Genomic DNA, 24,177 nt, shown 5'->3' with positions numbered 1-24,177 from the left:
CCTGAGTCAACAACCGTGCTCCGCCCGGGATATGCTCCCGCCCGTCGCTTCATGTGATCTTTGCCGTTCGATTCTGAGGATGCTGATGGTTCGACAGGGAACGTCGACCGGAAGTCCGCCGAGGGCGAGCCTCGTCTGGCAGCTACCCGTCGCCGTGACCACCGTGGCCGCGATCGCGGCCGCGTTCCTGGTCTCCGCGTCGGCTCGCACCCCCGTACTGATCGTCTCCGCCGTGGCCGTCGCCATGGTCGCCGTCGCCTGCGCCGTGGTGGCGCGCCGGAACACACTGGTGGCCGAGCTGCGCGAGCGGGTCGCGGCCCAGGACGCGCTGCTCGCCCGCCGCGCGGCCGAGACAGGCCGCCTCGCGGGCGAGCTGCTGCCCCAGGTGGTCGAGGCGCTGCGCAAGGGCGGCTTTCCCGAGGACGTGCTCGCCGCCGTCGACGCGCCGGCCGAGCACCACGCGGTCCTCCGCTCCGTCGTCGACGCGGTCAGCGCCGAGGAGGACCTGCGCGAGTCCGCGCAGCGCGCCTTCGTGAACATCGCCCGCCGCGTACAGGCCATCGTCCACCAGCAGGCCCAGGAACTGCGGGAGATGGAGGACCGGCACGGCGGCAGTCCGGAGGTCTTCGGCGACCTGCTGCGCATCGACCACGGCACCGCGCTGATCGGCCGGCTCGCCGACTCCATCGCCGTCCTCGGCGGTGCCCGCCCGGGCCGCCAGTGGAGCAAGGCCGTCCCGCTCTACAGCGTGATGCGCGGCGCCATGTCCCGGATCATCGACTACCAGCGTGTGGAACTGCACTCGGTCTCCGAGGTCGCCGTCGTCGGCACCGCCGTCGAACCGCTGATCCACGCCCTGTCCGAGCTGCTGGACAACGCCACCCGCTACTCGCCGCCGCAGACCAAGGTCCATCTGACCGCGGTGGACGTGCAGTCGGGCATCGCCATCGAGATCGAGGACGGCGGCGTCAGCATGAGCGAGGAGGCGCGCATGCGCGCCGAGCGGATGCTGCGCCAGGCGCAGCAGGGCATCGATGTCAACGACCTGGGCGAGACCCCGCGCCTCGGCCTCGCCGTGGTCGGCCGGCTCTCGCAGGCCTACGGCTTCCAGGTGTCGCTGCGCTCCTCGGCGTACGGCGGCGTGCGCGCCGTTCTCGTCGTCCCCCAGGCGCTGATCACCACGTCCGCGTCGGCGACCGGTCTGGCACACGGCATCGGCGCCGCCTCCGGGCCCCGCCTCGCAGGCTCCGACACCCACGAGCGGCTGCCGCGGCCGGTCACCGGCCCCACGGCGCCCCTGCCCGCGCAGGACGCACCGCAGGTGACCGAGCGGACGGCGAACGGCCTGCCCCAGCGGCGGCGCAAGAACCGGGTGACCGCTCCCGCCGTCTCCGCGGCCGGGGCGGCGACGACCCCTGCGGCTCCCGCCACCGGGCCGGGCGCCGCGGCGGACGCCGCACCGGCGGTGCAGCCCGGCATGTGGCTGGCCGCCTTCCAGAGCGGCCTGTCCGGCGACACCCCCCCGACGAACAACGGAAACGAGCAGCCATGATTCAGCGGCAGTCCCACCAGAGCAACATGGACTGGATGCTCAAGGACCTGGCAGAGGGCGTACCGCAGACCCGAAACGTCGTCGTGCTGTCCGCCGACGGACTGCGCATGGCGCAGTACGGCGCGGACACGGACACGGCAGACCGGCTGGCCGCCGCCTGCGCCGGACTGCAGAGCCTCGCGGCCGCGGTCGCCTCCGAACTCCCGCACGGCGACGGCCGGATGCGGCTCGTCGTCATCGAGATGAACGGCGGCTTCTTCTATCTGATGGCGGCCGGCGCGGGCGCCTACCTCGCGGTGCTCGCCGACGAGGGCGTGGACGCCGGGCTGATGGGCCAGCGCATGCGGGACCTCGTGCTGCGGATCGGAGAGCACCTGAGCACGCCGCCGCGGCACGAGGGGCAGACCGCGTGAGCGAAGCGGACGAGGGCTGGGAACCGACCAGTCCGGAGCGGCTGTACGTCATCACCGGCGGCCGCAGCGGATCCTTCGCGCCGACCGCCTTAGACCTGGTCACACTGATCGTGGCCAGGTCGGGACCCAAACCCGGAATGCAGCCGGAGCACGCGGCCATCATCCGCATCTGCCAGGCGCCGCTCTCGGTGGCCGAGATATCCGCCTATCTGGGCCTGCCGGTGAGTGTGATCACCGTGCTGCTCAGCGACCTGTTGGCCGAGGACAAGGTGCTGGCACGCGCACCCGTCCGGGCCGCTCACCTCCCCGACCGCGCTTTGATTGAGGCAGTGATCGATGGACTTCAGAAGCTCTGAGCAGGCTCTCGGCCCGCGGGGCGAGGACGTGCTGCCGTCGACCGCCACGGCCGCCGTCAAGGTGGTCATCGTGGGTGGCTTCGGTGTCGGCAAGACGACCCTGGTCGGTTCGGTCAGCGAGATCAGGCCGCTGACGACCGAGGAGACGATGACGCAGGCCGGGGTCGGCGTGGACGACACCCAGGGCGTGGAACGCAAGACGGCGACGACCGTCGCGATGGACTTCGGCCGCATCAGCATCAACGAGGAACTGGTGCTGTACCTGTTCGGCACTCCCGGTCAGGAGCGCTTCTGGTTCCTGTGGCGCGGGCTGTTCGAGGGCGCGCTCGGCGCTGTGGTGCTGGTCGACACCCGCCGGCTGGAGGTCAGCTTCGACGTCATCGGGCGGCTGGAGGAGCGCGGCGTCCCGTTCGTGGTCGCGGTCAACTCCTTCCCGGACGCTCCGGATTACCCGGTGGAGGAGCTGCGCGCCGCGCTGGACCTGCCCGAGTCGGTGCCGATCGTGCTGTGCGACGCGCGGCAGCGCGCGTCCAGCCGGGACGTCCTGATGGCCCTGATGCGTTACCTGCGGTCCCTGGCCCAGGCCCAGGCGGCGTCGTAACCGGTCGCCGGCCCCGTGCGGCCGGGGCCGGCGAGGGTCTCGCGCAGGCGGCCACCGGTGGTGGTGTTCACGCCTCGGATCCGGCCATCGATGGACCGTTGCGCTCCGGTATGCCGGGGATTCGCCCCATTGGATCAGCCAATCCGGCTGAGTACGATGCGGCTAGATGATCACCCTGAGGTGCAAGTTGCGCGTGTGACAACGGAGTTGACGTGCCGCACCCGCATCGAGAGGCAGGCCGCAGTGGAGTCCGAGCTGACCGTTCCCCCGATCTTCTCGCCCATTCCACCGGCGATACACCCGCGGCACGCGGACATAGACGTCCAGACCGCGGCCTGGGCCGAGACGTACCGCATCGGCTCCGAGGCGCTGCGCGCCAAGCTGGTGGTGCAGGACATCGGCACGTTCTCGGCGCGGATCCTACCCGAGGGCCGCGAGGAGGTCGTCTCGCTCCTCGCGGACTTCGTCCTGTGGCTCTTAGGAGTGGACGACGGCCACTGCGAGGAGGGCGAACTGGGGCACCGGCCGGGCGACCTGGCCGGCCTGCGGCACCGCCTGATCCGGGTGGCGCAGAACCCCGAGGCGCCGATGATGCAGGACGACCCGCTGGCCGCGGGCCTGCGGGACCTGCGGATGCGCGTCGACCGGTACGGCACGGCGGGCCAGACGGCCCGCTGGGTGGACGCCCTGCGCGAATACTTCTTCTCGGTGGTGTGGGAGGCCGCCCACCGCCGGGCCGGCACCGTGCCCGACCTCAACGACTACACCCTGCTGCGGCTGTACGGCGCGACCTCGGTCGTCCTGCCCCTGCTGGAGATGGGCTACGGCTACGAGCTCCAGCCCCACGAGCGGGACCGCACCGCGGTGCGCGCCGCGGCCGAGATGGCGTCGTTCGTCATCACCTGGGACAACGACATCTTCTCCCACCACAAGGAGCGCAGGGCCCCCGGTCACTACCTCAACGCCCTGCGCGTGCTGGAGCGGCAGGGCATGAGCACCGAACAGGCGCTCACGACCGCGATAGCCCAGCGGGACCGGGTGATGTGCCTGTACATGCGCCTGTGCGGGCAGTTGTCCGAGCAGGGCAGCCCCCAGCTGCGCCGGTACCTGCGCAGCCTGTCCAGCTTCATACGCGGGGCCCAGGACTGGGGCATCAGCTCGGTGCGCTACACCACCCCCGACGACCCGGCGAACCTGAAGCCCGTCTTCAGCGACACCCCGACGGACGACCGCCACGAGCCGCTGGACATCCCCGCCGTCGCCTGGTGGTGGGACCTCGTGCCCGGCGCCGTCCCCCTCGTGCACGGGCGGCACGCCGCGCGCGCCGCCTAGAGCGGGCACACAGACACCCGGGACGCGTGAGCCGGGCGCGGGCCCTCACGCCGACGGCCGGCCGCCGCGGCTCAGTTCCCCCGTGACGGTTCACGCAGGGCCGACAGCACCCGCGCGATGCCCGGGGACGTCTCCGAGCCGCGCCGTACCGCCACCAGGACGTGACGGCGCGGCTGGTCCCGCTCCAGCACGCGCATCACCACGCCGCCCCGGCGCTCCGCCGCCATGCGCGGCACCAGCGCGACGCCCATCCCGGCCTCGACCATCGCCAGGATGGCGGTCCAGCCCGCCGCGCTGTGCGCCTGTTCGGGGACGAAACCGGCGCTCTCGCAGGCCGCGAGTGTGATCTCCGACCAGGGGCCGCTGCCGCCGAAGATCCAGGGCTCGTCCGACAGATCGGCCAGCCGCAGCCCGTCCCGCCCCACGAGCGGGTGGTCCGCCGGCAGCGCCACGTCCAGCGGGTCGGCGAGCAGGGGCACCAGGGCGAAGCGGGGATCGCGGGCCGTCGGCGCCTGGGCGGCCAACGAGAGCGCCAGGTCCACCCGGCCCGAGGACAGCAGGTCGTACGCCTCGGCCGCCTCCGCCTCCCTGACGCGGACCTCCAGCCCCGGATACGCGGCCCGCAGCCGCCGCACGGCGGGCACGACCAGCGCGGGCACCGCCGTCGAGAACGCCCCGACGCGCACCGTGCCCGTCTCACCCCGCAGGTACCCGGCCAGTTCGGCGTCCGCGCGCTCCAACTGGGCGAACACCGACTCCGCGTGACGCAGCACCAGGTGGGCGGCGTCGGTGAGCCGGACGCGGCGGCCGTGCGCCTCAAGGAGCGGGACGCCGAGCTGCGAGGCCAGGTTCGACAGCTGCTGCGAGACGGCCGAGGGCGTCATCAGCAGCGCCTCGGCCGTCGCCGTCACGGTCCCCCGCTCGCTGAGCGTGCGCAGGATCCGCAGCTTCCTGATGTCCCACTCCCGCGTACCGGTCATGCCCGCACGCTATCCGGGCCGGGCGCGGCCACCGCTTCCCGGTGCGGCACGGCCCTTTCCCCGGCGGTCACGTGGCGGCCGTCGCGCCTCTCGCCGCCGCGAGCATCACTCCGCCGAGGATCAGCCCCATGCTCACGAACTGCGCCGGCCCCATCGACTCGCCCAGCACGGCGTACGACAGCAGTGCCACGCACACGGGCTGCAGGTAGTAGACAGCTCCCGCGCGGGCGGCGCCGATCAGGGCGACGGCGCGGTTCCAGGCGAAGAAGGCGACCGCCGAGGAGAAGACGCCGACGTACACCAGCGGACCCACCGTTCCCGCCGTCGGGGCGAAGCCGCCCTGGAGGGCGAGACTGACGGCGAAGACGGGCGCGAGCAGCAGCACGCCCAGCACGAAGGTGACGAAGAGCAGGACCAGCCCGTCGATCCCGGCGGGACGCCGTCGCAGCAGCGCGCTGTACGAGGCGAAGCTGAGCGCCGCGGTGAACATCCACAGGTCTCCGGCGGAGAAGTCCGCCGACAGGGAGCCGTCACCGACGAGCAGCAGCACACCCCCGCAGGCGACCAGCATCCCCGTGGTGCGGCGCGCGCCGAGCCGTGTCCCGCCCAGCCTCTCGTACAGCGCCATCACCACGGGCGAGGCGGCCATGATCATGCCCATGTTGCCGGCGGACGTGGTGAGTCCGGCCTGATTGACGAGGGTGTTGTAGACGGTGACGCCGAGCAGGGAGGCGGCGAGCAGGAAGCGCGGATGGCGGCGGATCAGCGCGCGCTGCCGCCAGGCGGCGCGCACCGCGAAGGGCGCCACCGCGACGACGGCCACCATCCAGCGCCAGAAGGCGGCCTGCACCGGCGGCACGGAGTCGTGCAGGGCCCGTGAGGTGACGAAGCTGCCGGACCAGACGACGGTCGCCACCGCCGCGAACAGCAGCCCCGGCGCCGCTCCACGCCGCGCCCATCGCGCGGCGGTCGTCCTCCCGGTGGTGCGAACGTGCTCCGGGGCCGTCACGGGCATCCTGTGCCTTCCTGTCGGGGTGGGCCGGTGCGTCCACCGTCGCGCGGGAAGACTCGTCAGGTCCATCGAATACTTACGACGATTCTTTTCAGCAGATCTGAACGATCGGCCCCGGCACGACAAAGGCGCCCCGGACGCGTCAGCGTCCGGGGCGCCTCGAAAGCTGCGTTCAGCGCGGAGTCAGCTCTGCTTCCTGGACTTGTCGAACACCATCACCAGACCGGCGATCACCACGAACAGGGCGATCGGCGCCACGACATACAGGCCGAGGGTCTCGGCCACGCTCAGGCCCGGACCCGGGTCGTCGCCGTCGTCCGGGGTGAGCGCAAGCGCGGGGGACGACATCAGCAGCATCATCAGCGTCGTACCGGCTGCGACGGCGCCGGCGCGCAAGGCGTTCTTCTTGTCCACGGTGCCAACGTAGCGAACGCCTTTCAGGACCGCGCGCCCGGGGGTGCCGTACGGGACCGGGAGCCGGTCGGCGGGGGCGCCGTACGCGACCCCGAGCCGGTCGGCGGGGGCGCCGTACGCGGGGCGTCGCCGTTCTCCGGAGGTGCGAAGACCGTCATCAGCCGGTGCAGGCGGGGCGAGGCGGCGAGGTCCTCCAGGGACGCCGGCCGGCCCTCGCCGTCCGCGACGGGAAGGCGCCAGTTCGGGTACTCGTCCCACGTGCCCGGCAGGTTCTGCGGGCGGAGGTCGCCGACCGCGTCCGGCAGCCACACCCCGACCATGCGCGCCGGCGTGCGCAGCAGGAAGCGGTAGACCGCCCGGATGCCGGCCTCCTCGTCGCCCGCGCCCTCGGGCAGCAGGCCGAGGCTCTCCAGCCGGCCCAGCCACTCCCGCACATCGGCCGCGTCCTCGGTCCGCTCCTGCTCCAGGCCGTGGGTCAGCAGCCCGAGCCGGTGGCGCAGCTCCACGTGACTGCCGCCGAGCCGGGCCGCCGTGGACGGCAGATCGTGGGTGGTGGCGGTGGCGACGCATCCCTCCCGCCACCGCTCCGGCGGCAGCGGCAAGCCGTCGCCCGCCCAGTCCCGCTCGAACCAGAGCACGGAGGTGCCCAGCACGCCACGGTCCGCGAGCACCTCCCGCACGCCCGGCTCGACCGTGCCCAGGTCCTCCCCCACGACGACGGCGCCCGCGCGGTGGGCCTCCAGAACGAGGACCGCCAGCATCGCCTCGGCGTCGTAGCGGACGTACGTGCCCTCGGTGGGCGGGGCGCCCTGCGGCACCCACCACAGCCGGAAAAGGCCCATCACATGGTCGATGCGCAGCGCGCCCGCGTTGCGCAGGATGCCCCGCAGCAGACCGCGGTACGGCGCGAACCCGGTGGCGGCCAGCGCGTCGGGGCGCCAGGGCGGCAGGCCCCAGTCCTGGCCGCGGGCGTTGAACGCGTCGGGCGGGGCGCCGACCGACATCCCCGCGGCGAAGACGTCCTGCAGGGCCCACGCGTCGGAGCCGCCGGGGTGCACTCCGACGGCCAGGTCGTGCACGACGCCGACGCCCATGCCCGCCTCGCGCGCCGCCCGGCCCGCGGCGGCCAGCTGTGTGTCGGTCAGCCACACGAGGCGGCTGTGGAAGTCGACCCGGTCCATCAGCTCGCTCCTCGCCCGCGCGGTCTCGGGGGAACGGGGGTCGCGCAGCGCGGCCGGCCAGCTGTGCCACGCGGAGCCGTGCACCTCGGTGAGCGCGCACCAGGTCGCGTGGTCCTCCAGGGCCCGGCCCTGCTCGGCGAGGAAGGCGCAGTAGGCGGCGTGGCGGCCGGGCCCGAGCGGAACGGTGTGCAGGATCTCCAGTGCCTCGCGCTTCAGCTCCCACACGGCGTCCCGGTCGATCAGGGCGCCCTTGGCGAGGACGGATTCACGCAGCTCGGCACCCTTGTCCCGCAGCTCCTCCAGCCGCGCGCGCCGCGCGGGGTCCGCGTACGCGTACTCGGGGACGTCCTCGACACGCAGATGGACGGGGTCGGGGAAGCGGCGCGACGAGGGGCGGTACGGGGAGGGGTCGGCGGGGGCGCCCGGCACCGAGGCGTGCAGCGGATTCACCTGGACGAAGGACGCGCCCAGCGCGCGGCCGGACCAGGAGGCGAGCTCGGCGAGGTCTCCCAGATCCCCCATGCCCCAGGACCGCGCGGACAGCAGGGAGTACAGCTGCACCAGGAAGCCGTACGACCGGCCCTCGGGCCGCGGCGCCTCACGGGGCGCGACGACGAGAGTGGCGGCGGCGGTGCGGCCGTCGGGGGTCTCGGCGCAGAGCCGGTGCACGCCGTGGGGCATCCGGTCCCAGCCGCCGGGCCGTCCCGTCCCGGGGACGACCTCCCCGCCGTCCTCCGTCTCGACGCGCAGCCGGGTGCCGCCGGGCAGGTCACCGAGCGCGGACGGCGGCTGCGTCCGCGCGCCGTCCTGCCAGACGACGACCGTCTGCGGCAGCAGCCGCGCCGCCGCGGCGCGCTCCGCACGGTCCAGGGCGGCGCTGACCGCCCGCGGGGTGGACGCGTCGATGCCGAGCGCGGCGAGGACGGCGACGACGGTGGTGTCGGGGACCGCCACGGTCACGCCCTCGGAGGGCTGGAAGGCGGTGGCGACTCCGTGCAGCGCGGCGAGCCGGGCAAGGCCCATGCGGACTCCTTCAGACCCCCGGTGACTCGGCGCCGCCCGCCGTGCCGTGGGCGGTCGGCTCGCTCGTCAGGGGCGCGATGTCGGCGAGCGGGGGCTCGCTGGTGAGAGGGGCGGCGTGAGCGAGCGGGGGCTCGCTCGTGAGCGGCACGTCGTGGGCGAGCGGGGGCTCGCCGGTGAGCTGTGCCTCGTGTGTGAGCGGGCAGCCTGCCGGGGCATGCGCCGGCTGCGCCGGGACCTGTTTGGACAAGGCGGAGAGCAGCAGGTGCGCGGATGCGGCCACGGTAAATCACTCCAAGCGGGCGTGAACGGTCGTGAACGGGTCACAGCAGCCCTACCCCGTGGGCACGACCGCAGACGTAAACGATCGGCCAACGTGTTCCGGGTCACATGGTGTTGCCCTTCCGTCGGTCGGCCACGGCGACGCGCCGATCCGCTCCGGAGGTCTGCGGACTCGCCCCGATCGTCCGCCACGCCAGGCAAAAGGCACACAACGGCCAGGCGCATTGACACTCTCGCGGTGGGGGTGGTGGGCTCGAACCGACCGGAACGGCAGGGGAGAACGAGGGGAGACCGGCGTGCGGCTCGGGGGCGGAAGACGTACAGCGGCGGCCGTCGCCGTCGCCGTCATCGGCGGCCTGCTGGGCGGGGCGCCGGGGGCCGTCGCGGCCCCCGCGGACCCCGGCGCACCGGCGGGCTCCGCGCAGGACCCCGAGGGCGCCGCGGCGGCGCCCTCCGTGTGGCCGCGCCCCCAGTCGCTGCGTACGACGGGCGGCGCGGTCCCGCTCGGCGACGAGGCGACCGTCGTCGCGGACCCGGCCGCCGACCCGCACGCGGTCGGGCTGCTGAAGGACCTGCTGCGCGAGGCCGGCGTACGGACCGTGCACACCGCGCTGCCCGGCCGCGGGCCGGTGTTCCGGATCGGAGGCGCGGGCGCGCACGAGGCGCTGCGCGCCCTGCGCGCGGCGGAGCGCGCCGACCTCCCGGCGGGCGGCTACCGTCTGGCGGCCGGCCGCACCGGCGGACGCGACACGGTCGCGCTCGACGGCGTGGGCGGCGACGGCCTGTTCCACGGGGTGCAGACGCTGCGGCAGCTCGTGACGGACGGCCGCGTCGCGGGCGTCGTCGTGCGCGACTGGCCCGGAACGGCCGTGCGGGGCACGACGGAGGGCTTCTACGGTGAGCCCTGGTCGCACGAACAGCGGCTCGCGCAGCTCGACTTCATGGGGCGCACCAAGCAGAACCGCTACCTGTACGCCGCCGGTGACGACCCCTACCGGCAGTCGATGTGGCGCGAGCCGTACCCGGCGGCCCAGCGCGCCGAGTTCCGCGAACTGGCCGAACGGGCGCGCCGCAACCACGTCACCCTCGCCTGGGCCGTCGCGCCCGCGCAGTCCATGTGCCTGGCCGACGACGGGGACGTACGGGCGCTGACCCGCAAGATCGACGCGATGTGGGCGCTGGGGGTGCGCGCCTTCCAGCTGCAGTTCCAGGACGTGAGCTACAGCGAATGGCACTGCGACAAGGACGCGGAGGCGTACGGCTCGGGTCCCGAGGCCGCGGCGAAGGCCCAGGCACGGGTCGCGGACGCCGTCTCGCGGCACCTGGCCGACCGCCACCCGGGCGCCGAGGCGCTGTCGGTGATGCCGACCGAGTTCTACCAGGAGGGGGCCACGGAGTACCGCACGGCGCTCGCGAGGGAGCTCGACGGGGCGGTGCGTGTGGCGTGGACCGGTGTCGGCGTCGTGCCGCGCACGATCACGGGACGTGAACTGGCGGGCGCGCGGGACGCGTTCGACCATCCACTGGTCACGATGGACAACTACCCGGTCAACGACTACGCGCAGGACCGGCTGTTCCTCGGCCCGTACACCGGCCGGGAGCCGGCGGTCGCGACCGGCTCGGCGGCTCTGCTGGCCAACGCGATGGAGCAGGCGTCCGCCTCCCGCATCCCCCTGTTCACCGCGGCCGACTACGCCTGGAACCCCAAGGGCTACCGCCCCGAGCAGTCCTGGCAGGCCGCGCTGGACGACCTCGCGGGCGGCGACCCGCGCACGCGGGAGGCGCTGGCGGTCCTGGCCGGGAACGACTCGTCGTCGATCCTCAGCCCCGAGAGCGAGTCGGCGTACCTGCGGCCGCTGATGGACGCGTTCTGGAGCTCCCGCGCCACGACGGACGCCAAGGCGCGGGACCGGGCGGCGGCGGCGCTGCGTTCGGCGTTCACGGGGATGCGCCTCGCGCCCGAGCGGCTCGAGCACACGGCCGACGGGCGGCTGGCCGGCGAAGTGCGGCCGTGGCTGGACCAGTTGGCCCGCTACGGCCGGGCCGGCGAGCTGGCGGTCGACATGCTGCAGGCACAGGCGCGTGGGGACGGGCAGGCAGCCTGGCGGGCGTCTCTCGACCTGGAGGCGCGGCAGAAGGAACTGCGGGCGAGCCGGGCCACGGTCGGCAAGGGCGTGCTCGGCCCGTTCCTCGACCGCGTGGTGAAGGAGTCGCGGGCGTGGACGGGCGCCGACCGGGTCCGGGGGGGCGAGGACACCGTCCGGCTGGGGCGGCCGCGTCCGCTGACGGCGGTCACGGCGATGACCCGGCCCACCGCCTCCCCGCGCGGGCGTCTCGAGGTGCACGTGCCCGGCGAGGGCTGGCGCGTGCTGGGGCCGCTGTCGGCCGGGGGCTGGACGCAGACGGACGCCAGGGGCGTGAAGGTCGACGCGCTGCGGGTGTCGCCGGACGGGGACGAGCCGGTCCCGGTCCGTTCGGTGGTGCCGTGGTTCGCGGACGAGCCCGCGGCGGGGCTCGACCTCGTCCGCACCCAGACCAGCGCCGAGATCGGCGGTGCTCCGCAGCGTGCCGGGGTGCGCCTGACGGCGCAGCGGCCCGGTGAGGTGCGCGGCGCGCTCACCGCGAAGGCGCCGGCGGGCATCGAGGTGAAGGTGCCCAAGGAGACGACGGTGCCTCGCGGGCTGCGGACCACGGTCCCGGTGGAGGTGACGGTCCCCGAGGACACGCCTGCGGGCGAGTACCGGGTACCGCTGTCCTTCGCGGGGCAGGAGAGCACGCTGACGGTGCGCGCCTTCCCGAGGACGGGCACCACGGACCTCGCGCGCGGCGCCGGCGTGCGCGCCTCCTCGTCCGGCGACGAGACCGCAAACTACCCGGCCGCGGCGGCCGTCGACGGCGACCCGCGAAGCCGCTGGTCGTCGACGCTCGGCCCGACGGCCTGGTGGCAGCTGGAGCTGCCGCGGCCGGAGCGGGTGGGCCTGGTGGTGCTGCACTGGCAGGAGGCGTACGCGACGAGGTACCGCATCCAGGTCTCGCCGGACGGCCGGGTCTGGCGCACGGCGGCGACGGTCACGGACGGCAGGGGCGGTCGCGAGGCGGTCCGCATGGACGCCAGGGACACTCGCTTCGTCCGCGTGCAGGGCGACGAGCGGGTCACCGAGTTCGGGTACTCGCTGTTCTCGGTGGAGACCTACGCGGTCGCGGAGTGACGCGCGGGCACGGCCGCAAAGTGGCATGCGGCCGGCGGCGCGGGAGCGTGCGGCGCCCTCCCCGCTCGCGCGGGGAGGGGCACAAAAAATGGCCTGCGGTCGTCAGGCGGAAATGCCGTCGATCCGGGCCATCGCGTCGTCCGCGCCGTACGGCTGCAGGTAGGGCAGCCAGCGCGGGTCCCTATGTCCGGTCCCGATGATGCGCCAGGCCAGTCCGCTCGGCGGCGCGGGCTGGTGGCGCAGGCGCCATCCCAGTTCGCGCAGGTGCCGGTCGGCCTTGACGTGGTTGCAGCGGCGGCAGGCGGCCACCACGTTGTCCCAGGCGTGCTGTCCCCCGCGACTGCGCGGAACGACATGGTCGACGCTGGTTGCGACGCCACCGCAGTACATACAGCGCCCGCCGTCGCGGGCGAAGAGCGCTTTGCGGGTGAGAGGAACGGGCCCCCGGTAAGGGACCCGCACGAACCGTTTGAGCCGCACCACGCTGGGAGCGGCGACGACACGGGTCGCACTGTGCATGAAGGCGCCGGATTCCTCGAGGCAGGTTGCCTTGTTCTCCAGGACGAGGACGAGCGCGCGGCGGAGCGGTACGACGCCGAGCGGCTCGTACGACGCGTTGAGGACCAGGACATGCGGCACGGTGGATGCCTCCTTGTACGCCGGCGGCGCGTGGCTCGCGCCGGGACGATCTGTCTTCAGTTTGTCCTCATGGCCGGTCCCGGCGCCACCACGTGCGCGTAACGGGCTGGAGGTGTTTTCCGCCACAGGCCTCGGGACGTTCCTCCCCTTTTCTTCCCCCGGGTGAGCCTTGTCTCTCCCCCGACCGACCACGGGGTGACAGCCTTCGTCCCCCGTTAGGGTGGTTGGGTCTCATCGCACGCCTGGAGGTTCTCCCCCGTGACCGCGTTCTGGTCCGCCGTCCGCGCGGACGCCGATCCCGCGCCCGCACCCGTCACGCTCGACGAGGCCGCCAAGCAGGCCGGCGACGCCGCCGGCTGGGTCGAGGAGAACTGGTCGACCTGGCTGAACACCGGGCTGCGCATCGCGCTGATCCTCGTCGTGGCCCTGGTCCTGCGCATGCTCGTGCGCCGGGCCCTGACCAAGCTGATCGAGCGGATGAACCGCTCCGCGCAGGCGGTGGAGGGCACGACGCTCGGCGGTCTGCTGGTCAACGCGGAGCGGCGCCGGCAGCGCTCGGAGGCCATCGGCTCGGTGCTCCGCTCGATCGCGTCGTTCGTCATCCTCGGCACCGCGTTCCTGATGATCCTCGGGGCGTTCAAGATCGACCTCGCGCCGCTGCTCGCCTCCGCCGGTGTCGCCGGTGTTGCGATCGGTTTCGGCGCGCGCAACCTCGTCACCGACTTCCTCTCCGGCGTCTTCATGATCATGGAGGACCAGTACGGCGTCGGGGACTCGGTCGACGCGGGCGTGGCCTCCGGCGAGGTGATCGAGGTCGGCCTGCGCGTCACGAAGCTGCGCGGCGACAACGGCGAGATCTGGTACGTCCGCAACGGCGAGATCAAGCGGATCGGCAACCTCAGCCAGGGCTGGGCGACCGCCGGCGTCGACGTCACCGTCCGCTCGTCCGAGGACCTGGACCAGGTCAAGGCCGTGATCGGGGAGGTGGCGGACGACCTCGCCAAGGACGAGCCGTGGAACGAGCAGCTCTGGGGCCCGGTCGAGGTGCTGGGCCTGACCGAGGTGCTGCTGGAGTCGATGACCTTCCGCGTGTCGGCGAAGACCATGCCGGGCAAGTCGTTCGGCGTGGAGCGCGAGCTGCGCTGGCGGATCAAGCGGGCCTTCGACGCCGCGGGCATCCGGATCGTCGGCGGTCTGCCGCAGCAGGCGACGGAGGCGGCCGCCGACCCGTCCGCCGGCATGGCGGCGCCGTCCGCCTACGCGTCGACGACGTCGCCGCAGTCGCTGGCCGCGTCCCCGATCCCGCCGCCCGCCAACCTGACGAAGTAGCCGCCCGCCGGGCCCCGGACGCCCGGCCGCGCCGTTCGCAGCGCCCCCTCGGTAACGCTTTGGTTGCCCGGGGGGCGTTTTCCATTGACGATCCGCTGAGCGGCGGCCTAGTTTTCCTCTACAGAATAGGAAAGTTTCCTAACAGTACAGATCGAAGGGCAGGTGCAACGTCGTGGCCGGAACGACGCCCGGAACCCCGCGTGTGCTGCGCGCCATGAACGACCGTGCCGCACTCGATCTGCTGCTGGAGCACGGCCCCCTCTCCCGTACCCGGATCGGCAAGCTGACCGGCCTGTCCAAGCCCACCGCCTCCCAGCTGCTGGCCCGGCTGGAGGCGGCGGGCCTCGTCGTCGCGACCGGCACCACCGCGGGACGGCCGGGCCCGAGCGCCCAGCTGTACGCCGTCAACGCCCGCGCCGCCTACGCCGCCGGGCTCGACGTCACCCCGCAGCGCATCCGCGCCGCCGTCGCCGACATCACCGGCGCGACCGTCGGCGAGTTCGAGCTGCCCACCCCCGGGCGGCGCGCGGAGAGCGTCGTCCGGCAGGTCACCGACGCGCTCGACGGCGCCGTCAAGGCCGCAGGCGTCACCCGCGCCGACGTCCACCGCATGGTCGTCGGCACGCCCGGCGCCTTCGACCCCTCGACGGGCCGCTTGCGCTACGCCTCCCACCTGCCCGGCTGGCACTCCCCCACCCTGCTGGACGAACTCGCCGCGGCGCTGCCGATGCCCGTCGAGTACGAGAACGACGTCAACCTCGTCGCCGTCGCCGAGCAGCGCGGCGGCGCCGCCCACGGCCACGAGGACTTCGTCCTGCTGTGGAACGAGGAGGGCCTCGGCGCCGCCGTCGTCATCGGCGGCCGGCTGCACCGCGGCTTCACGGGGGGCGCCGGCGAGGTCGGCTTCCTGCCCGTGCCCGGGACCCCGCTGGTCCGCCAGGTGACCAAGGCGAACAGCGGCGGCTTCCAGGAACTGGCCGGCGCCCAGGCGCTGCCCCGGCTCGCGCGGGAGCTCGGCATCGAGGGTGTCGGCAGCGGCCCGCACACCAAGGTCGCCACCGCGCTGGTCGCCCGTGCCGCCGAGGCGGACTCGGGGCCGTACCGGCAGCTGCTCAACGCGTACGCGACCGGGCTCGCGACCGGCCTCGCCTCCATGGTCGCCGTGCTCGACCCGGAGCTCGTCGTCCTGTCCGGCGAGGCGATCGTCGCGGGCGGGGAGCCGCTGCGCGAGCGCGTCCAGGCCGAGCTCACCGAACTGGCGGCCTCCCGGCCCCGGCTGGTGCTCGGCTCGGTGCGCCGCAGCCCGGTGCTGCGGGGCGCGCTGGAAAGCGCCCTGGCCACGACCCGCGACGAGGTCTTCGACACCTCCCGCTGATCCCTCGTCTCCGCTTCTCCCCTTCCCCCCGACTCCGTCCTCGTCGACTCCGTCCTCGTCACAGGGAGACACCGCCATGCCCAGAAACCGCCGGACCACGGCCGCCGCGCTCGCGGCGGCGGCCGCGATATCGCTCCTCGCGTCGGCCTGTACCGGCTCGGCCGGCAACGGCGCCGCCGACGACCCGAACGCGAAGACCACACTGACCTTCTGGCACGGCTGGTCCGCGCCCGGCGAGGTCGCGGCGATCGAGGCCAACATCAAGGCCTTCGAGGACAAGCACCCCGGCATCACGGTCGAGGTCGTCAAGGGCATCACCGACGACAAGCTCAACCAGGGCCTGCGCGCGGGCGGTTCCAGCGCCCCGGACGTCGTCTCGTCCTTCACCACCGACAACGTCGGGCGGTTCTGCTCCTCCAAGGCGCTCACCGACCTGAAGCCGTTCCTGGACAAGTCCGGGATCGACCCGCGGAAGACGTTCCTGCCGCAGATGGCCGAGTACACCGAGCACGACGGCACCCGCTGCACCGTGCCGCTGCTGGGAGACGCGTACGGCCTCTACTACAACAGGACCGCGTTCGAGGAGGCCGGCATCAAGGCCCCGCCGAAGACGCTGTCCGAGTTCGACACGGCGGTCAAGAAGCTCACCAGGCCCAGGGGCGACGGCTTCGAACGGCTCGGCTTCATGCCCCTGTACCTCGGCTACGAGACCACGGTCGAGCACTACGGCGGCCAGTTCGGCATCCAGTACGCCGACGCGGACGGAAGGTCGAACACGGCGAAGGACCCGGCCGTCAAGGCGATGCTGACCTGGCAGAAGAAGCTCGTGGACGACCTCGGCGGCTTCGCGAAGCTCAACCGGTTCCGCACGGCGCTCGGGGACGAGTGGGGCCCCAAGCACCCGTTCCACACCGGCCAGGTCGCCATGCAGCTCGACGGCGAGTGGCGCGGCAAGATGGCCTCCGACGCGAAGCTCCCCTTCGAGATCGGCGCGGCGCCCTTCCCCGTCCCGGACGACCAGGCGGCCGACTACGGCAAGGGCTATCTCTCCGGCACGATCCTCGGCATCGCGAGCAACAGCCCGCGCAAGAACGCCGCGTGGGAGCTCGTGAAGTACCTGTCCACCGACACCGACGCGGTCGTCTCCTTCGCCAACGCCATCCACAACGTGCCCTCCACCGTGGCGGCCCTGAAGTCGCCGAAGCTGAGCGACGACCCTCTGTACCGCACGTTCGTCGACATCGCGCAGCACCCCAAGAGCTCGCACGCCCCCTCGTCCGTCAACGGCGGCGCCTTCCTGCTCACCCTCCAGGACCACGCCCAGAAGTACGAGAAGGGCACCGAGAAGGACCTGGACGCCCTGCTGAAGAAGAACGACATCCAGGTCGACAAGGACAACGAGCAGGCCCGCTGATGACCACGGCCCACCTCGCACCGGGACTGAGGTCCAAGCGCCGCCGCTCCGCGCTGCGCACCCTCGGCTTCCTGTCCCCCTGGCTCGTCGGGTTCGGCGTCTTCTTCGCCTACCCGCTGATCGCGACCGTCTACTTCTCCTTCATGGAGTACGACGGGTTCGCCCCGCCCGCCTTCGTGGGCCTGAAGAACTGGGTGTACGTCTTCCGGGACAACCCGCATCTGTGGCCCGCCCTGGCCAACACCCTGTGGCTCGTCCTGGTGATGGTGACGCTCCGTGTCGCCTTCGGGCTCGGCATCGGGCTGCTCGTCACCCGGATCAGAACGGGCGCGGGAGTCTTCCGCACCCTGTTCTACCTGCCCTACCTGGCCCCGCCGGTCGCGGCGACGATGTCGTTCGTGTTCCTGCTCAACCCCGGCACGGGCCCGGCCAACACCGTCCTCGGCGCGCTCGGGCTCGGGCAGCCCGAGTGGTTCACCGACCCGGCCTGGTCGAAGCCCTCGCTCACGCTGCTCGCGCTGTGGGGCATCGGCGACCTGATGGTCCTCTTCATGGCGTCGCTGCTGGACGTGCCCAAGGAGCAGTACGAGGCGGCCGAGCTGGACGGCGCGAGCGCCTGGCAGCGCTTCCGCTTCGTGACGCTGCCCACCATCTCGCCGATCGTGCTCTTCGCGGTGATCACCGGAGTGATCGCGACCATGCAGTACTACACCGAGCCCCTGGTGGCCGCGAAGGTCGCCAGCGGCGTGATCGGCGGCTCCGGGCAGCACTTCGAACCCGGCTACCCCGACAAGTCCACGCTCACCGTCCCGCAGGTCGTCTACAACCTGGGCTTCCAGCGCTTCGACACCGGAGCGGCGTGCGTGGTCGCGCTGGTGCTGTTCGCCCTGGCCATGGTGTTCACGGCGTTCCTGATGCGCCGGCGCAGCGGCTTCATGTCGCCGGAGGACTGAGCGATGACCCGGACGACAACAACCGTGCGCCCGCCCGTCCCGCCGGCGGCCGTGACCCGGAGGGGCACCGCGGCCCGGCGCACCGCGCGCCGCAGGGCGGCTCTGGAATGGGTCGCCGTCCACGCGCTCGGCATCGCCGCCGCGCTGTTCTTCGTGCTCCCGTTCGTCTTCGTGTTCCTGACCGCCGTGATGAGCGACGACCAGGCGCTGACCCGGGACCTGTGGCCGCGCACCTGGGAATGGGGCAACTTCGCCACCGTGTGGAACACCCCCGGGTTCCTGACCTGGTGGCGCAACACACTGCTGTACGCGGGGCTCGGCACGGTGCTCGCCGTGGCCAGCAGCCTCCCGGTGGCGTACGCGCTCGCCAGGTTCCGCTTCCGCGGGCGCAACGTGATGATGATGCTGGTGATCGCGGCGATGATGCTGCCGCCGCAGGTGATCGTCGTGCCGATGTACCTGTTCTGGGCGAAGCAGATGGATCTCGCGGGCACGCTGTGGCCGCTGATCGTCCCGTTCGCCTTCGGCAACGCGTTCACGATCTTCCTGCTGCGGCAGTTCCTGCTGACGATTCCCCGCGAGTACACCGAGGCGGCCAGGATCGACGGCTGCGGGGAGTTCCGCGCGATGGTCCGCGTGGTGCTGCCGATGGCCAGGCCGGCGATCGCCGCGGCCGCGCTGTTCCACTTCTTCTTCTGCTGGAACGACTACTTCGGACCGCAGATCTACGCCTCCGAGAACCCGGCCGCCTGGACCCTGAGCTACGGCCTGGAGTCCTTCAAGGGCGCCCACCAGACCGACTGGAACCTCACCATGGCGGCCACGGTGCTGATCATGGCACCGGTGATCGTGGTCTTCTTCTTCGCACAAAAGGCCTTCATCGAGGGCGTCACCCTGACCGGAGTAAAGGGCTGATCCATGAAACTCGCTGTTGTGGGGGGCGGTTCCACCTACACCCCCGAGCTGATCGACGGCTTCGCGCGGATGCGCGACACGCTGCCGGTCTCCGAACTGGTGCTGATCGACCCCGCCGCCGGCCGGCTCGAACTCGTCGGTGGCCTGGCCCGACGGATCTTCGCCAAAAAGGGCCACGACGGACGCATCGTCACCACCTCCGACCTGGACGCGGGCGTCGCCGACGCGGACGCGGTCCTGCTGCAGCTGCGCGTCGGCGGCCAGGCCGCCCGCCAACAGGACGAGACCTGGCCCCTGGAGTGCGGCTGCGTCGGCCAGGAGACGACGGGCGCGGGCGGCCTCGCCAAGGCGCTGCGCACCGTTCCGGTGGTGCTCGACATCGCCGAGCGCGTCCGCCGGGCCAGCCCCGGCGCGTGGATCGTCGACTTCACCAATCCGGTCGGCATCGTGACGCGGGCTCTGCTCCAGGCCGGTCACCGCGCCGTGGGCCTGTGCAACGTCGCCATCGGGCTCCAGCGCAAGTTCGCGAGGCTCCTCGACGTGGACCCGGCCGGCGTCCACCTCGACCACGTGGGGCTCAACCACCTCACGTGGGAGACCGGTGTGCGCCTCGGCGGCCCCGACGGCGCCGACATGCTGCCCAAGCTGCTCGCCGAGCACGGCGACGCCATCGCCGACGATCTGCGGCTGCCGCGCCCGCTGCTGGACCGGCTCGGCGTCGTCCCCTCGTACTACCTCCGCTACTTCTACGCCCACGACGAAGTCGTGCGGGAGCTGCGCACCAAGCCGTCGCGGGCGGCGGAGGTCGCGGAGATGGAGCGCCGGCTGCTGGAGATGTACGGCGACCCGGCCCTCGACGAGAAGCCGGAGCTGCTCGCCAAGCGCGGTGGCGCCTTCTACTCCGAGGCCGCCGTCGACCTCGCCGCGTCGCTGCTGGGCGGCGCGGGCAGCCCGGTGCAGGTGGTGAACACCTGGAACAAGGGCACGCTGCCGTTCCTGCCGGACGACGCCGTCGTCGAGGTGCAGGCCCGCGTCGGCACGGAGGGCGCCGCACCGCTGGCCGTGCCGGACCTCGATCCGCTGTACGCGGGGCTGATCGCCGATGTGACGGCGTACGAGGACCTGGCGTTGGAGGCCGCGCTGCGCGGCGGACGCGACCGGGTCTTCAAGGCTCTGCTGGCGCACCCGCTGATCGGCCAGTACGCCTACGCGGAGAAGCTCACCGACCAGCTGATCGCGCACAACCGGGAGCACCTGGCGTGGGCATGACCGGCATCCCCGTGAGCCGCCCCGGTCCCGCGGGCCCGTCGGGGGCCCCGTCCACCGGACCGGCCGGGGGGAGCTCCCGTGCACCCTGCGGCGTGGTCCTCGCCATCGACGCGGGAAACAGCAAGACGGACGTCGCCTGCGTCGGCACCGACGGGTCCGTCCTGGCCTCGGCCAGGGGGCCCGGCTTCCAGCCGCCGAGGGTCGGCGTCACCGCGGCTGTCGACGCGCTCGCGTCGACGGTCGGCGAGGCGCTCGCCACCGCTCGGGCCCGCGGCACGCCGATCGACGCCGCCGAGCACGTCTCGGCCTGCCTCGCCAACGCCGATCTGCCGGTGGAGGAGGCGCAGTTGACGGCGGCCCTGCACGAGCGCGGATGGGGGCGTACGACGCAGGTGCTCAACGACACCTTCGCCGTTCTGCGCGCCGGGGTCGACGAGCCGCGGGGTGTCGCCGTGGTGTGCGGCGCGGGCATCAACTGCGTGGGGATGCTGCCGGACGGCCGCACAGCGCGCTTCCCGGCCATCGGGAAGCTCTCGGGTGACTGGGGCGGCGGGGCGGGACTCGCCGACGAGGCACTGTGGTTCGCGGCGCGCGCCGAGGACGGGCGGGGCGAGCCGACGGCGCTGGCGCGTACGCTTCCCGCGCACTTCGGTCTCGACTCCATGTACGCGCTGATCGAGGCGCTGCACCTGGGCCGCATCGCGGCCGTGCGCAAACACGAGCTGACTCCGCTGCTGTTCGCCGCCGGCGCGAACGGCGACCCGGTGGCGCGCGGTCTGGTGCGCCGGCTCGCGGAGGAGGTGGTCGCCATGGCCGCGGTGGCACTGGGACGGCTGGACCTTCTGGACGAGGAGGCGCCGCTGGTGCTGGGCGGCAGCGTGCTCGCGGCCCGGCACCCCCAACTGGACGCGGACCTCGCCGAACTGCTGGCCGTCAAGGCCCCCAAGGCAGTGGTGCGCGTGGTGACGGCGGCGCCGGTGCTGGGAGCGGCGCTGCTCGGACTCGACCACGTCGCCGCACCGCCCGAGGCGCATCGCACGCTGCGGGCCCGGTACGGAGGTTGAGACACCCGGCGGGCATGTACCGCCGTCCGCTCCCCTGGCCCGGACGGGCGGCGCACACATTTTCGGCCGTGGGCCCGGCCCGGTGGCCGCACGTTCACCCGTTCGGTGGGAACCGGGCCGGGCCGGGAAGCGTATTCACTGGGGGGACAAGGGTGGGGGACGGGCCTGGCACGACGCCGACGGAGGGCCCGGGGCGCGAAGAGTCGAACAAGATCCAGTCAATTGTGGTGTGAAGCAGTCCCCTGCGGCCATACTGCTGGCCGGGAGTTGTCCCAGGACCCGCCGGGGGGCGGGCCGTCGGCGACCGAGGGGGAGGTCACGTGACACACCCGCCGAATGTGCGCACCGCGCCCCGGCCGGCCGCGGCGCCCGTGCCCGCACGGCCTCCGGCAGGACCGGCGCACGGCGGCGCCTGGGCCGAGGGGAAGCGACGGCTGCGGGCGGCGGCGACGACCGAGCCGGGGCGGCTGCAGATCATCGGGGCCGTGCTCGCGGGCCTGGTGGTGCTGTTCGGCGCGGTGACGGCCCTGGAGGTCTCCGACCGGGCCGCCTCCGCCGACGACGTGGTGAGCCGGAGCCAGCCGCTCAGCGCGGACGCCGCCTCCATCTACCGCTCGCTGGCCGACGCGGACACGGCGGCGTCCAGCGGCTTCCTGGCAGGCGCCGAGGAACCCCGCGACGTCCACCAGAGGTACGAGAAGGACATCGCGCTCGCGTCACGGCTGCTGGTCAAGGCCGCGACGAACACCGACAGTTCGAGCGAGTCGGGCCGTCAGATCGCCGAGCTGAACGAGCAGCTCCCGCGGTACACGGGACTGATAGAGACCGCCCGCGCGAACAACAGGCTCGGCAGGCCGCTCGGCGGCGCGTATCTGCGCTTCGCCAACGAGCTGATGACCAAGCAGCTCCTGCCCGCAGCCCAGCGACTGTACGACGCGGAGACGGCGCGGCTGGAGCAGGACGACGAGGACGCGCGCTTCTGGCCGGTGCTCTCGCTCGCGACCGGTGCGGCCGCCCTGGCCGTGCTGGTGTGGGCCCAGCGGCGCAACTACCGCCGCACGAACCGGGTCTTCAACCACGGACTCCTCGCCGCCACCGCCGCGTCCACCGTGCTGCTGCTGTGGCTGGCGGTCGGGCACACAGTGGCCCGCGCCCAGCTGAACGACGCCAAGGCGCACGGCCAGCAGTCCCTCAAGGTCCTGGGCGACGCCCGCATCAACTCCCTGAAGGCCCGGGCCAACGAGAACCTGACGCTGGTCGCCCGGGGCGCGGTGCTGACCGACGACGGCAAGAGCGACAAGTACGAGACGGAGTACGCAGGCGGCATGGCACGGCTCGGCGAGCAACTGGGCCGTGCGCAGCGGCTGGCCGACGACGGCGAGGGGCGCGGTCCGGTCGAGGACGCCGTGCGGAGCGTGTCGCAGTGGCAGACCCGCCACAAGGACGTGACCGCCACCGACAGGGCGGGCGACTACGACGGCGCGGTGCACAAGGTCATCGGCGGCAAGGGCTCCACGGACGAGTCGTTCGACCAGGTGGACAAGGCGCTGGAGAAGGCGTTGGCGCACGAGCAGCGGGAGTTCACCGAGGCCGCGGAGGACGGGCGCGGGGCGCTCGGCGGGCTGCCGGCCGGAGCGGCGCTGCTGGCCCTGCTCGGGGCCGTGGCCGCGATCCTGGGTATCAACCGCAGGCTTTCGGAGTACCGGTGAGAGGGGGAGAGATGGCGGACACCAGCCCGGGCTCGCGTCCGAGGCGCACACGGCGCCCGATCAGCCTGCGCGGCTGGGGCGGTGTCGCGGGCATGGCCGCCGCGTGCGCGCTGACCGCGGCCGTCACACTGCTGCCGCTGGCCCATGGCGGCGCGGACGCCCTCAGCCCGCACCCCGCCGGTCAGGGCATGGCGGTCTCCGGCAAGGCGGACGACTGCAAGGACCCGGAGGCGTCGCTGCGCCCGTCCACGGCCGGCGGACCGAACATCGACGCGATCAAGGAGCGGGGCAAGCTGATCGTCGGCGTCGACCAGAACAGCTACCGCTGGGGCTACCGCAACCCGGGCGGCGACCAGGAGGACGCGGACGGTCCGGCGGGCGACGGCTCCGAGGGCTCCGGCAATCGGACCGGCGGCGTCCTGGAGGGCTTCGACATCGACCTCGCCCGCGCCATCGCCGAGAACATCCTCGGCAGCAAGGACGCCGTCATCTTCCGGGCGATCCCGACCAACCAGCGCATCGCCGCGCTCGACAGCGGCGCGGTGGACATCGTCGTGCGCACCATGACGATCAACTGCGCCCGGATCGAGCAGGTCGCGTTCTCCACGGCGTACTTCCAGGCGGGTCAACAGGTCCTCGCGCCGAAGAGCTCGCCGATCACCGGGTACGACACGTCCCTGGCGGGCAAGCGGGTGTGCTCGGCCGAGGGCTCGACGGCGTACGAGGCGCTGGAGAAGAACAGCTTCGGCGCCACGTTCCAGGACGAGCACGACGGGCAGCCGGCCGACGAGGACCTGTACACCGTGCCGAACCAGCTGGACTGCCTCGTCAGGCTCCAGCAGGGCCTGGTCGACGCGATCGTCACGGACAACGCCCTGGCGGCGGGCCAGGCCGCCCAGGACCCGGCGGTCGAGCTCAAGGGCGGCAAGCCGTTCACCACCGAGTACTACGGCGTGGCCACCAAGCTGGGCAAGGACGACCTCGTGCGCCGGGTGAACCAGGTGCTCGTCGACTACCGCAGAGGACCCTGGATGCAGTCGTACAACAAGTGGCTGGCCGCCGATCTGCCCGGCATAACGGCGCCGCCGGAGCCGAAGTACCGGGCGGAGTAGGCCGGCGCCGGTGAGGACCGCCGGGCGGCGGCCCCGGGGGCGAGCC

General features: G+C 73.0%; 21 protein-coding genes. 15 read left to right on the top strand and 6 right to left on the bottom strand.

Going from position 1 to position 24,177, the window contains the following annotated elements; all coding sequences use genetic code 11:
- The first annotated feature begins 85 nt into the window (after nt 1-85).
- From QFZ82_RS26080 to QFZ82_RS26060, 5 genes are all read left to right on the top strand, one after another.
- A complete protein-coding gene (locus QFZ82_RS26080; RefSeq protein WP_307715471.1) occupies nt 86-1,552 on the top strand; it encodes a sensor histidine kinase KdpD in 1,467 nt (488 codons plus the stop codon).
- Complete coding sequence (locus QFZ82_RS26075) at nt 1,549-1,965, top strand: roadblock/LC7 domain-containing protein (RefSeq protein WP_307715470.1); 417 nt, start codon at nt 1,549-1,551, stop codon at nt 1,963-1,965. The genes QFZ82_RS26080 and QFZ82_RS26075 overlap by 4 nt, the downstream gene beginning before the upstream one ends.
- Nucleotides 1,962-2,321 (top strand): DUF742 domain-containing protein, encoded by a 360-nt coding sequence (locus QFZ82_RS26070; protein WP_307715469.1) that lies wholly within the window; start codon nt 1,962-1,964, stop codon nt 2,319-2,321. The genes QFZ82_RS26075 and QFZ82_RS26070 overlap by 4 nt, the downstream gene beginning before the upstream one ends.
- The gene (locus tag QFZ82_RS26065; RefSeq protein ID WP_307715468.1) at nt 2,302-2,922 is read left to right on the top strand and encodes an ATP/GTP-binding protein; all 621 of its coding nucleotides are present in this window, start codon (nt 2,302-2,304) and stop codon (nt 2,920-2,922) included. Before QFZ82_RS26070 ends, QFZ82_RS26065 begins: the two co-directional genes overlap by 20 nt.
- 243 nt (nt 2,923-3,165) lie before the next feature.
- Complete coding sequence (locus QFZ82_RS26060) at nt 3,166-4,254, top strand: selina-4(15),7(11)-diene synthase (protein ID WP_307717843.1); 1,089 nt, start codon at nt 3,166-3,168, stop codon at nt 4,252-4,254.
- A 71-nt stretch (nt 4,255-4,325) separates the two neighbouring features.
- Here the strand turns inward: QFZ82_RS26060 and QFZ82_RS26055 are convergent, their stop codons facing one another.
- From QFZ82_RS26055 to QFZ82_RS26035, 5 genes are all read right to left on the bottom strand, one after another.
- A complete protein-coding gene (locus QFZ82_RS26055; protein WP_307715467.1) occupies nt 4,326-5,234 on the bottom strand; it encodes a LysR family transcriptional regulator in 909 nt (302 codons plus the stop codon).
- A gap of 67 nt (nt 5,235-5,301) precedes the next feature.
- Nucleotides 5,302-6,249 carry a DMT family transporter gene (locus QFZ82_RS26050; RefSeq protein ID WP_307715466.1) on the bottom strand — a complete coding sequence of 316 codons (948 nt, stop codon included), beginning with the start codon at nt 6,247-6,249 and terminating at the stop codon, nt 5,302-5,304.
- A 180-nt stretch (nt 6,250-6,429) separates the two neighbouring features.
- Complete coding sequence (locus QFZ82_RS26045) at nt 6,430-6,660, bottom strand: hypothetical protein (RefSeq protein WP_307715465.1); 231 nt, start codon at nt 6,658-6,660, stop codon at nt 6,430-6,432.
- A gap of 23 nt (nt 6,661-6,683) precedes the next feature.
- Nucleotides 6,684-8,864, bottom strand: a complete 2,181-nt coding sequence (gene malQ / locus QFZ82_RS26040) for a 4-alpha-glucanotransferase (RefSeq protein WP_307715464.1) — start codon at nt 8,862-8,864, stop codon at nt 6,684-6,686.
- Nucleotides 8,865-8,874: 10 nt separating this feature from the next.
- Nucleotides 8,875-9,144, bottom strand: coding sequence for a hypothetical protein (locus QFZ82_RS26035; protein WP_307715463.1), 270 nt, complete (start codon nt 9,142-9,144; stop codon nt 8,875-8,877).
- Nucleotides 9,145-9,439: 295 nt separating this feature from the next.
- On the opposite strand from QFZ82_RS26035, the gene QFZ82_RS26030 reads away from it, so the two are divergent.
- Nucleotides 9,440-12,352 carry a beta-N-acetylglucosaminidase domain-containing protein gene (locus QFZ82_RS26030; protein WP_307715462.1) on the top strand — a complete coding sequence of 971 codons (2,913 nt, stop codon included), beginning with the start codon at nt 9,440-9,442 and terminating at the stop codon, nt 12,350-12,352.
- A gap of 102 nt (nt 12,353-12,454) precedes the next feature.
- Here QFZ82_RS26030 and QFZ82_RS26025 read toward each other — a convergent pair whose 3' ends face one another.
- Nucleotides 12,455-12,991: an HNH endonuclease gene (locus tag QFZ82_RS26025; protein WP_177150873.1), complete on the bottom strand. Its 537-nt coding sequence runs from the start codon at nt 12,989-12,991 to the stop codon at nt 12,455-12,457.
- A gap of 258 nt (nt 12,992-13,249) precedes the next feature.
- Between QFZ82_RS26025 and QFZ82_RS26020 the strand changes: the two genes are divergently transcribed.
- The 9 genes from QFZ82_RS26020 (at nt 13,250) to QFZ82_RS25980 (ending at nt 24,131) form a co-directional block, all read left to right on the top strand.
- Nucleotides 13,250-14,320: a mechanosensitive ion channel family protein gene (locus QFZ82_RS26020; RefSeq protein WP_307715461.1), complete on the top strand. Its 1,071-nt coding sequence runs from the start codon at nt 13,250-13,252 to the stop codon at nt 14,318-14,320.
- Between the two features lie 172 nt (nt 14,321-14,492).
- The gene (locus QFZ82_RS26015) at nt 14,493-15,695 is read left to right on the top strand and encodes an ROK family transcriptional regulator (RefSeq protein WP_307715460.1); all 1,203 of its coding nucleotides are present in this window, start codon (nt 14,493-14,495) and stop codon (nt 15,693-15,695) included.
- Between the two features lie 76 nt (nt 15,696-15,771).
- Nucleotides 15,772-17,109, top strand: a complete 1,338-nt coding sequence (locus tag QFZ82_RS26010; protein WP_307715459.1) for an ABC transporter substrate-binding protein — start codon at nt 15,772-15,774, stop codon at nt 17,107-17,109.
- Nucleotides 17,109-18,062 (top strand): carbohydrate ABC transporter permease, encoded by a 954-nt coding sequence (locus QFZ82_RS26005; RefSeq protein ID WP_307715458.1) that lies wholly within the window; start codon nt 17,109-17,111, stop codon nt 18,060-18,062. The genes QFZ82_RS26010 and QFZ82_RS26005 overlap by 1 nt, the downstream gene beginning before the upstream one ends.
- A gap of 3 nt (nt 18,063-18,065) precedes the next feature.
- Entirely contained in the window at nt 18,066-18,977 is a 912-nt protein-coding gene (locus QFZ82_RS26000) for a carbohydrate ABC transporter permease (protein ID WP_307715457.1), read from the top strand.
- A 3-nt stretch (nt 18,978-18,980) separates the two neighbouring features.
- Nucleotides 18,981-20,246, top strand: a complete 1,266-nt coding sequence (locus tag QFZ82_RS25995; protein ID WP_307715456.1) for a 6-phospho-beta-glucosidase — start codon at nt 18,981-18,983, stop codon at nt 20,244-20,246.
- Nucleotides 20,247-20,338: 92 nt separating this feature from the next.
- Nucleotides 20,339-21,310, top strand: a complete 972-nt coding sequence (locus QFZ82_RS25990; RefSeq protein WP_307715455.1) for an N-acetylglucosamine kinase — start codon at nt 20,339-20,341, stop codon at nt 21,308-21,310.
- Between the two features lie 320 nt (nt 21,311-21,630).
- Nucleotides 21,631-23,019 (top strand): hypothetical protein, encoded by a 1,389-nt coding sequence (locus QFZ82_RS25985; RefSeq protein WP_373429326.1) that lies wholly within the window; start codon nt 21,631-21,633, stop codon nt 23,017-23,019.
- 11 nt (nt 23,020-23,030) lie between these two features.
- Nucleotides 23,031-24,131 carry a glutamate ABC transporter substrate-binding protein gene (locus QFZ82_RS25980; RefSeq protein ID WP_307715454.1) on the top strand — a complete coding sequence of 367 codons (1,101 nt, stop codon included), beginning with the start codon at nt 23,031-23,033 and terminating at the stop codon, nt 24,129-24,131.
- Nucleotides 24,132-24,177: the final 46 nt, after the last annotated feature.

Origin of the sequence: Streptomyces sp. V4I23 (genome assembly GCF_030817975.1) — a bacterium.
In the GTDB taxonomy this organism is placed as follows: Bacteria; Actinomycetota; Actinomycetes; order Streptomycetales; family Streptomycetaceae; genus Streptomyces.
Note: the sequence above shows the minus strand (reverse complement) of the source record. Positions and strands in the feature narration are given on the sequence as shown.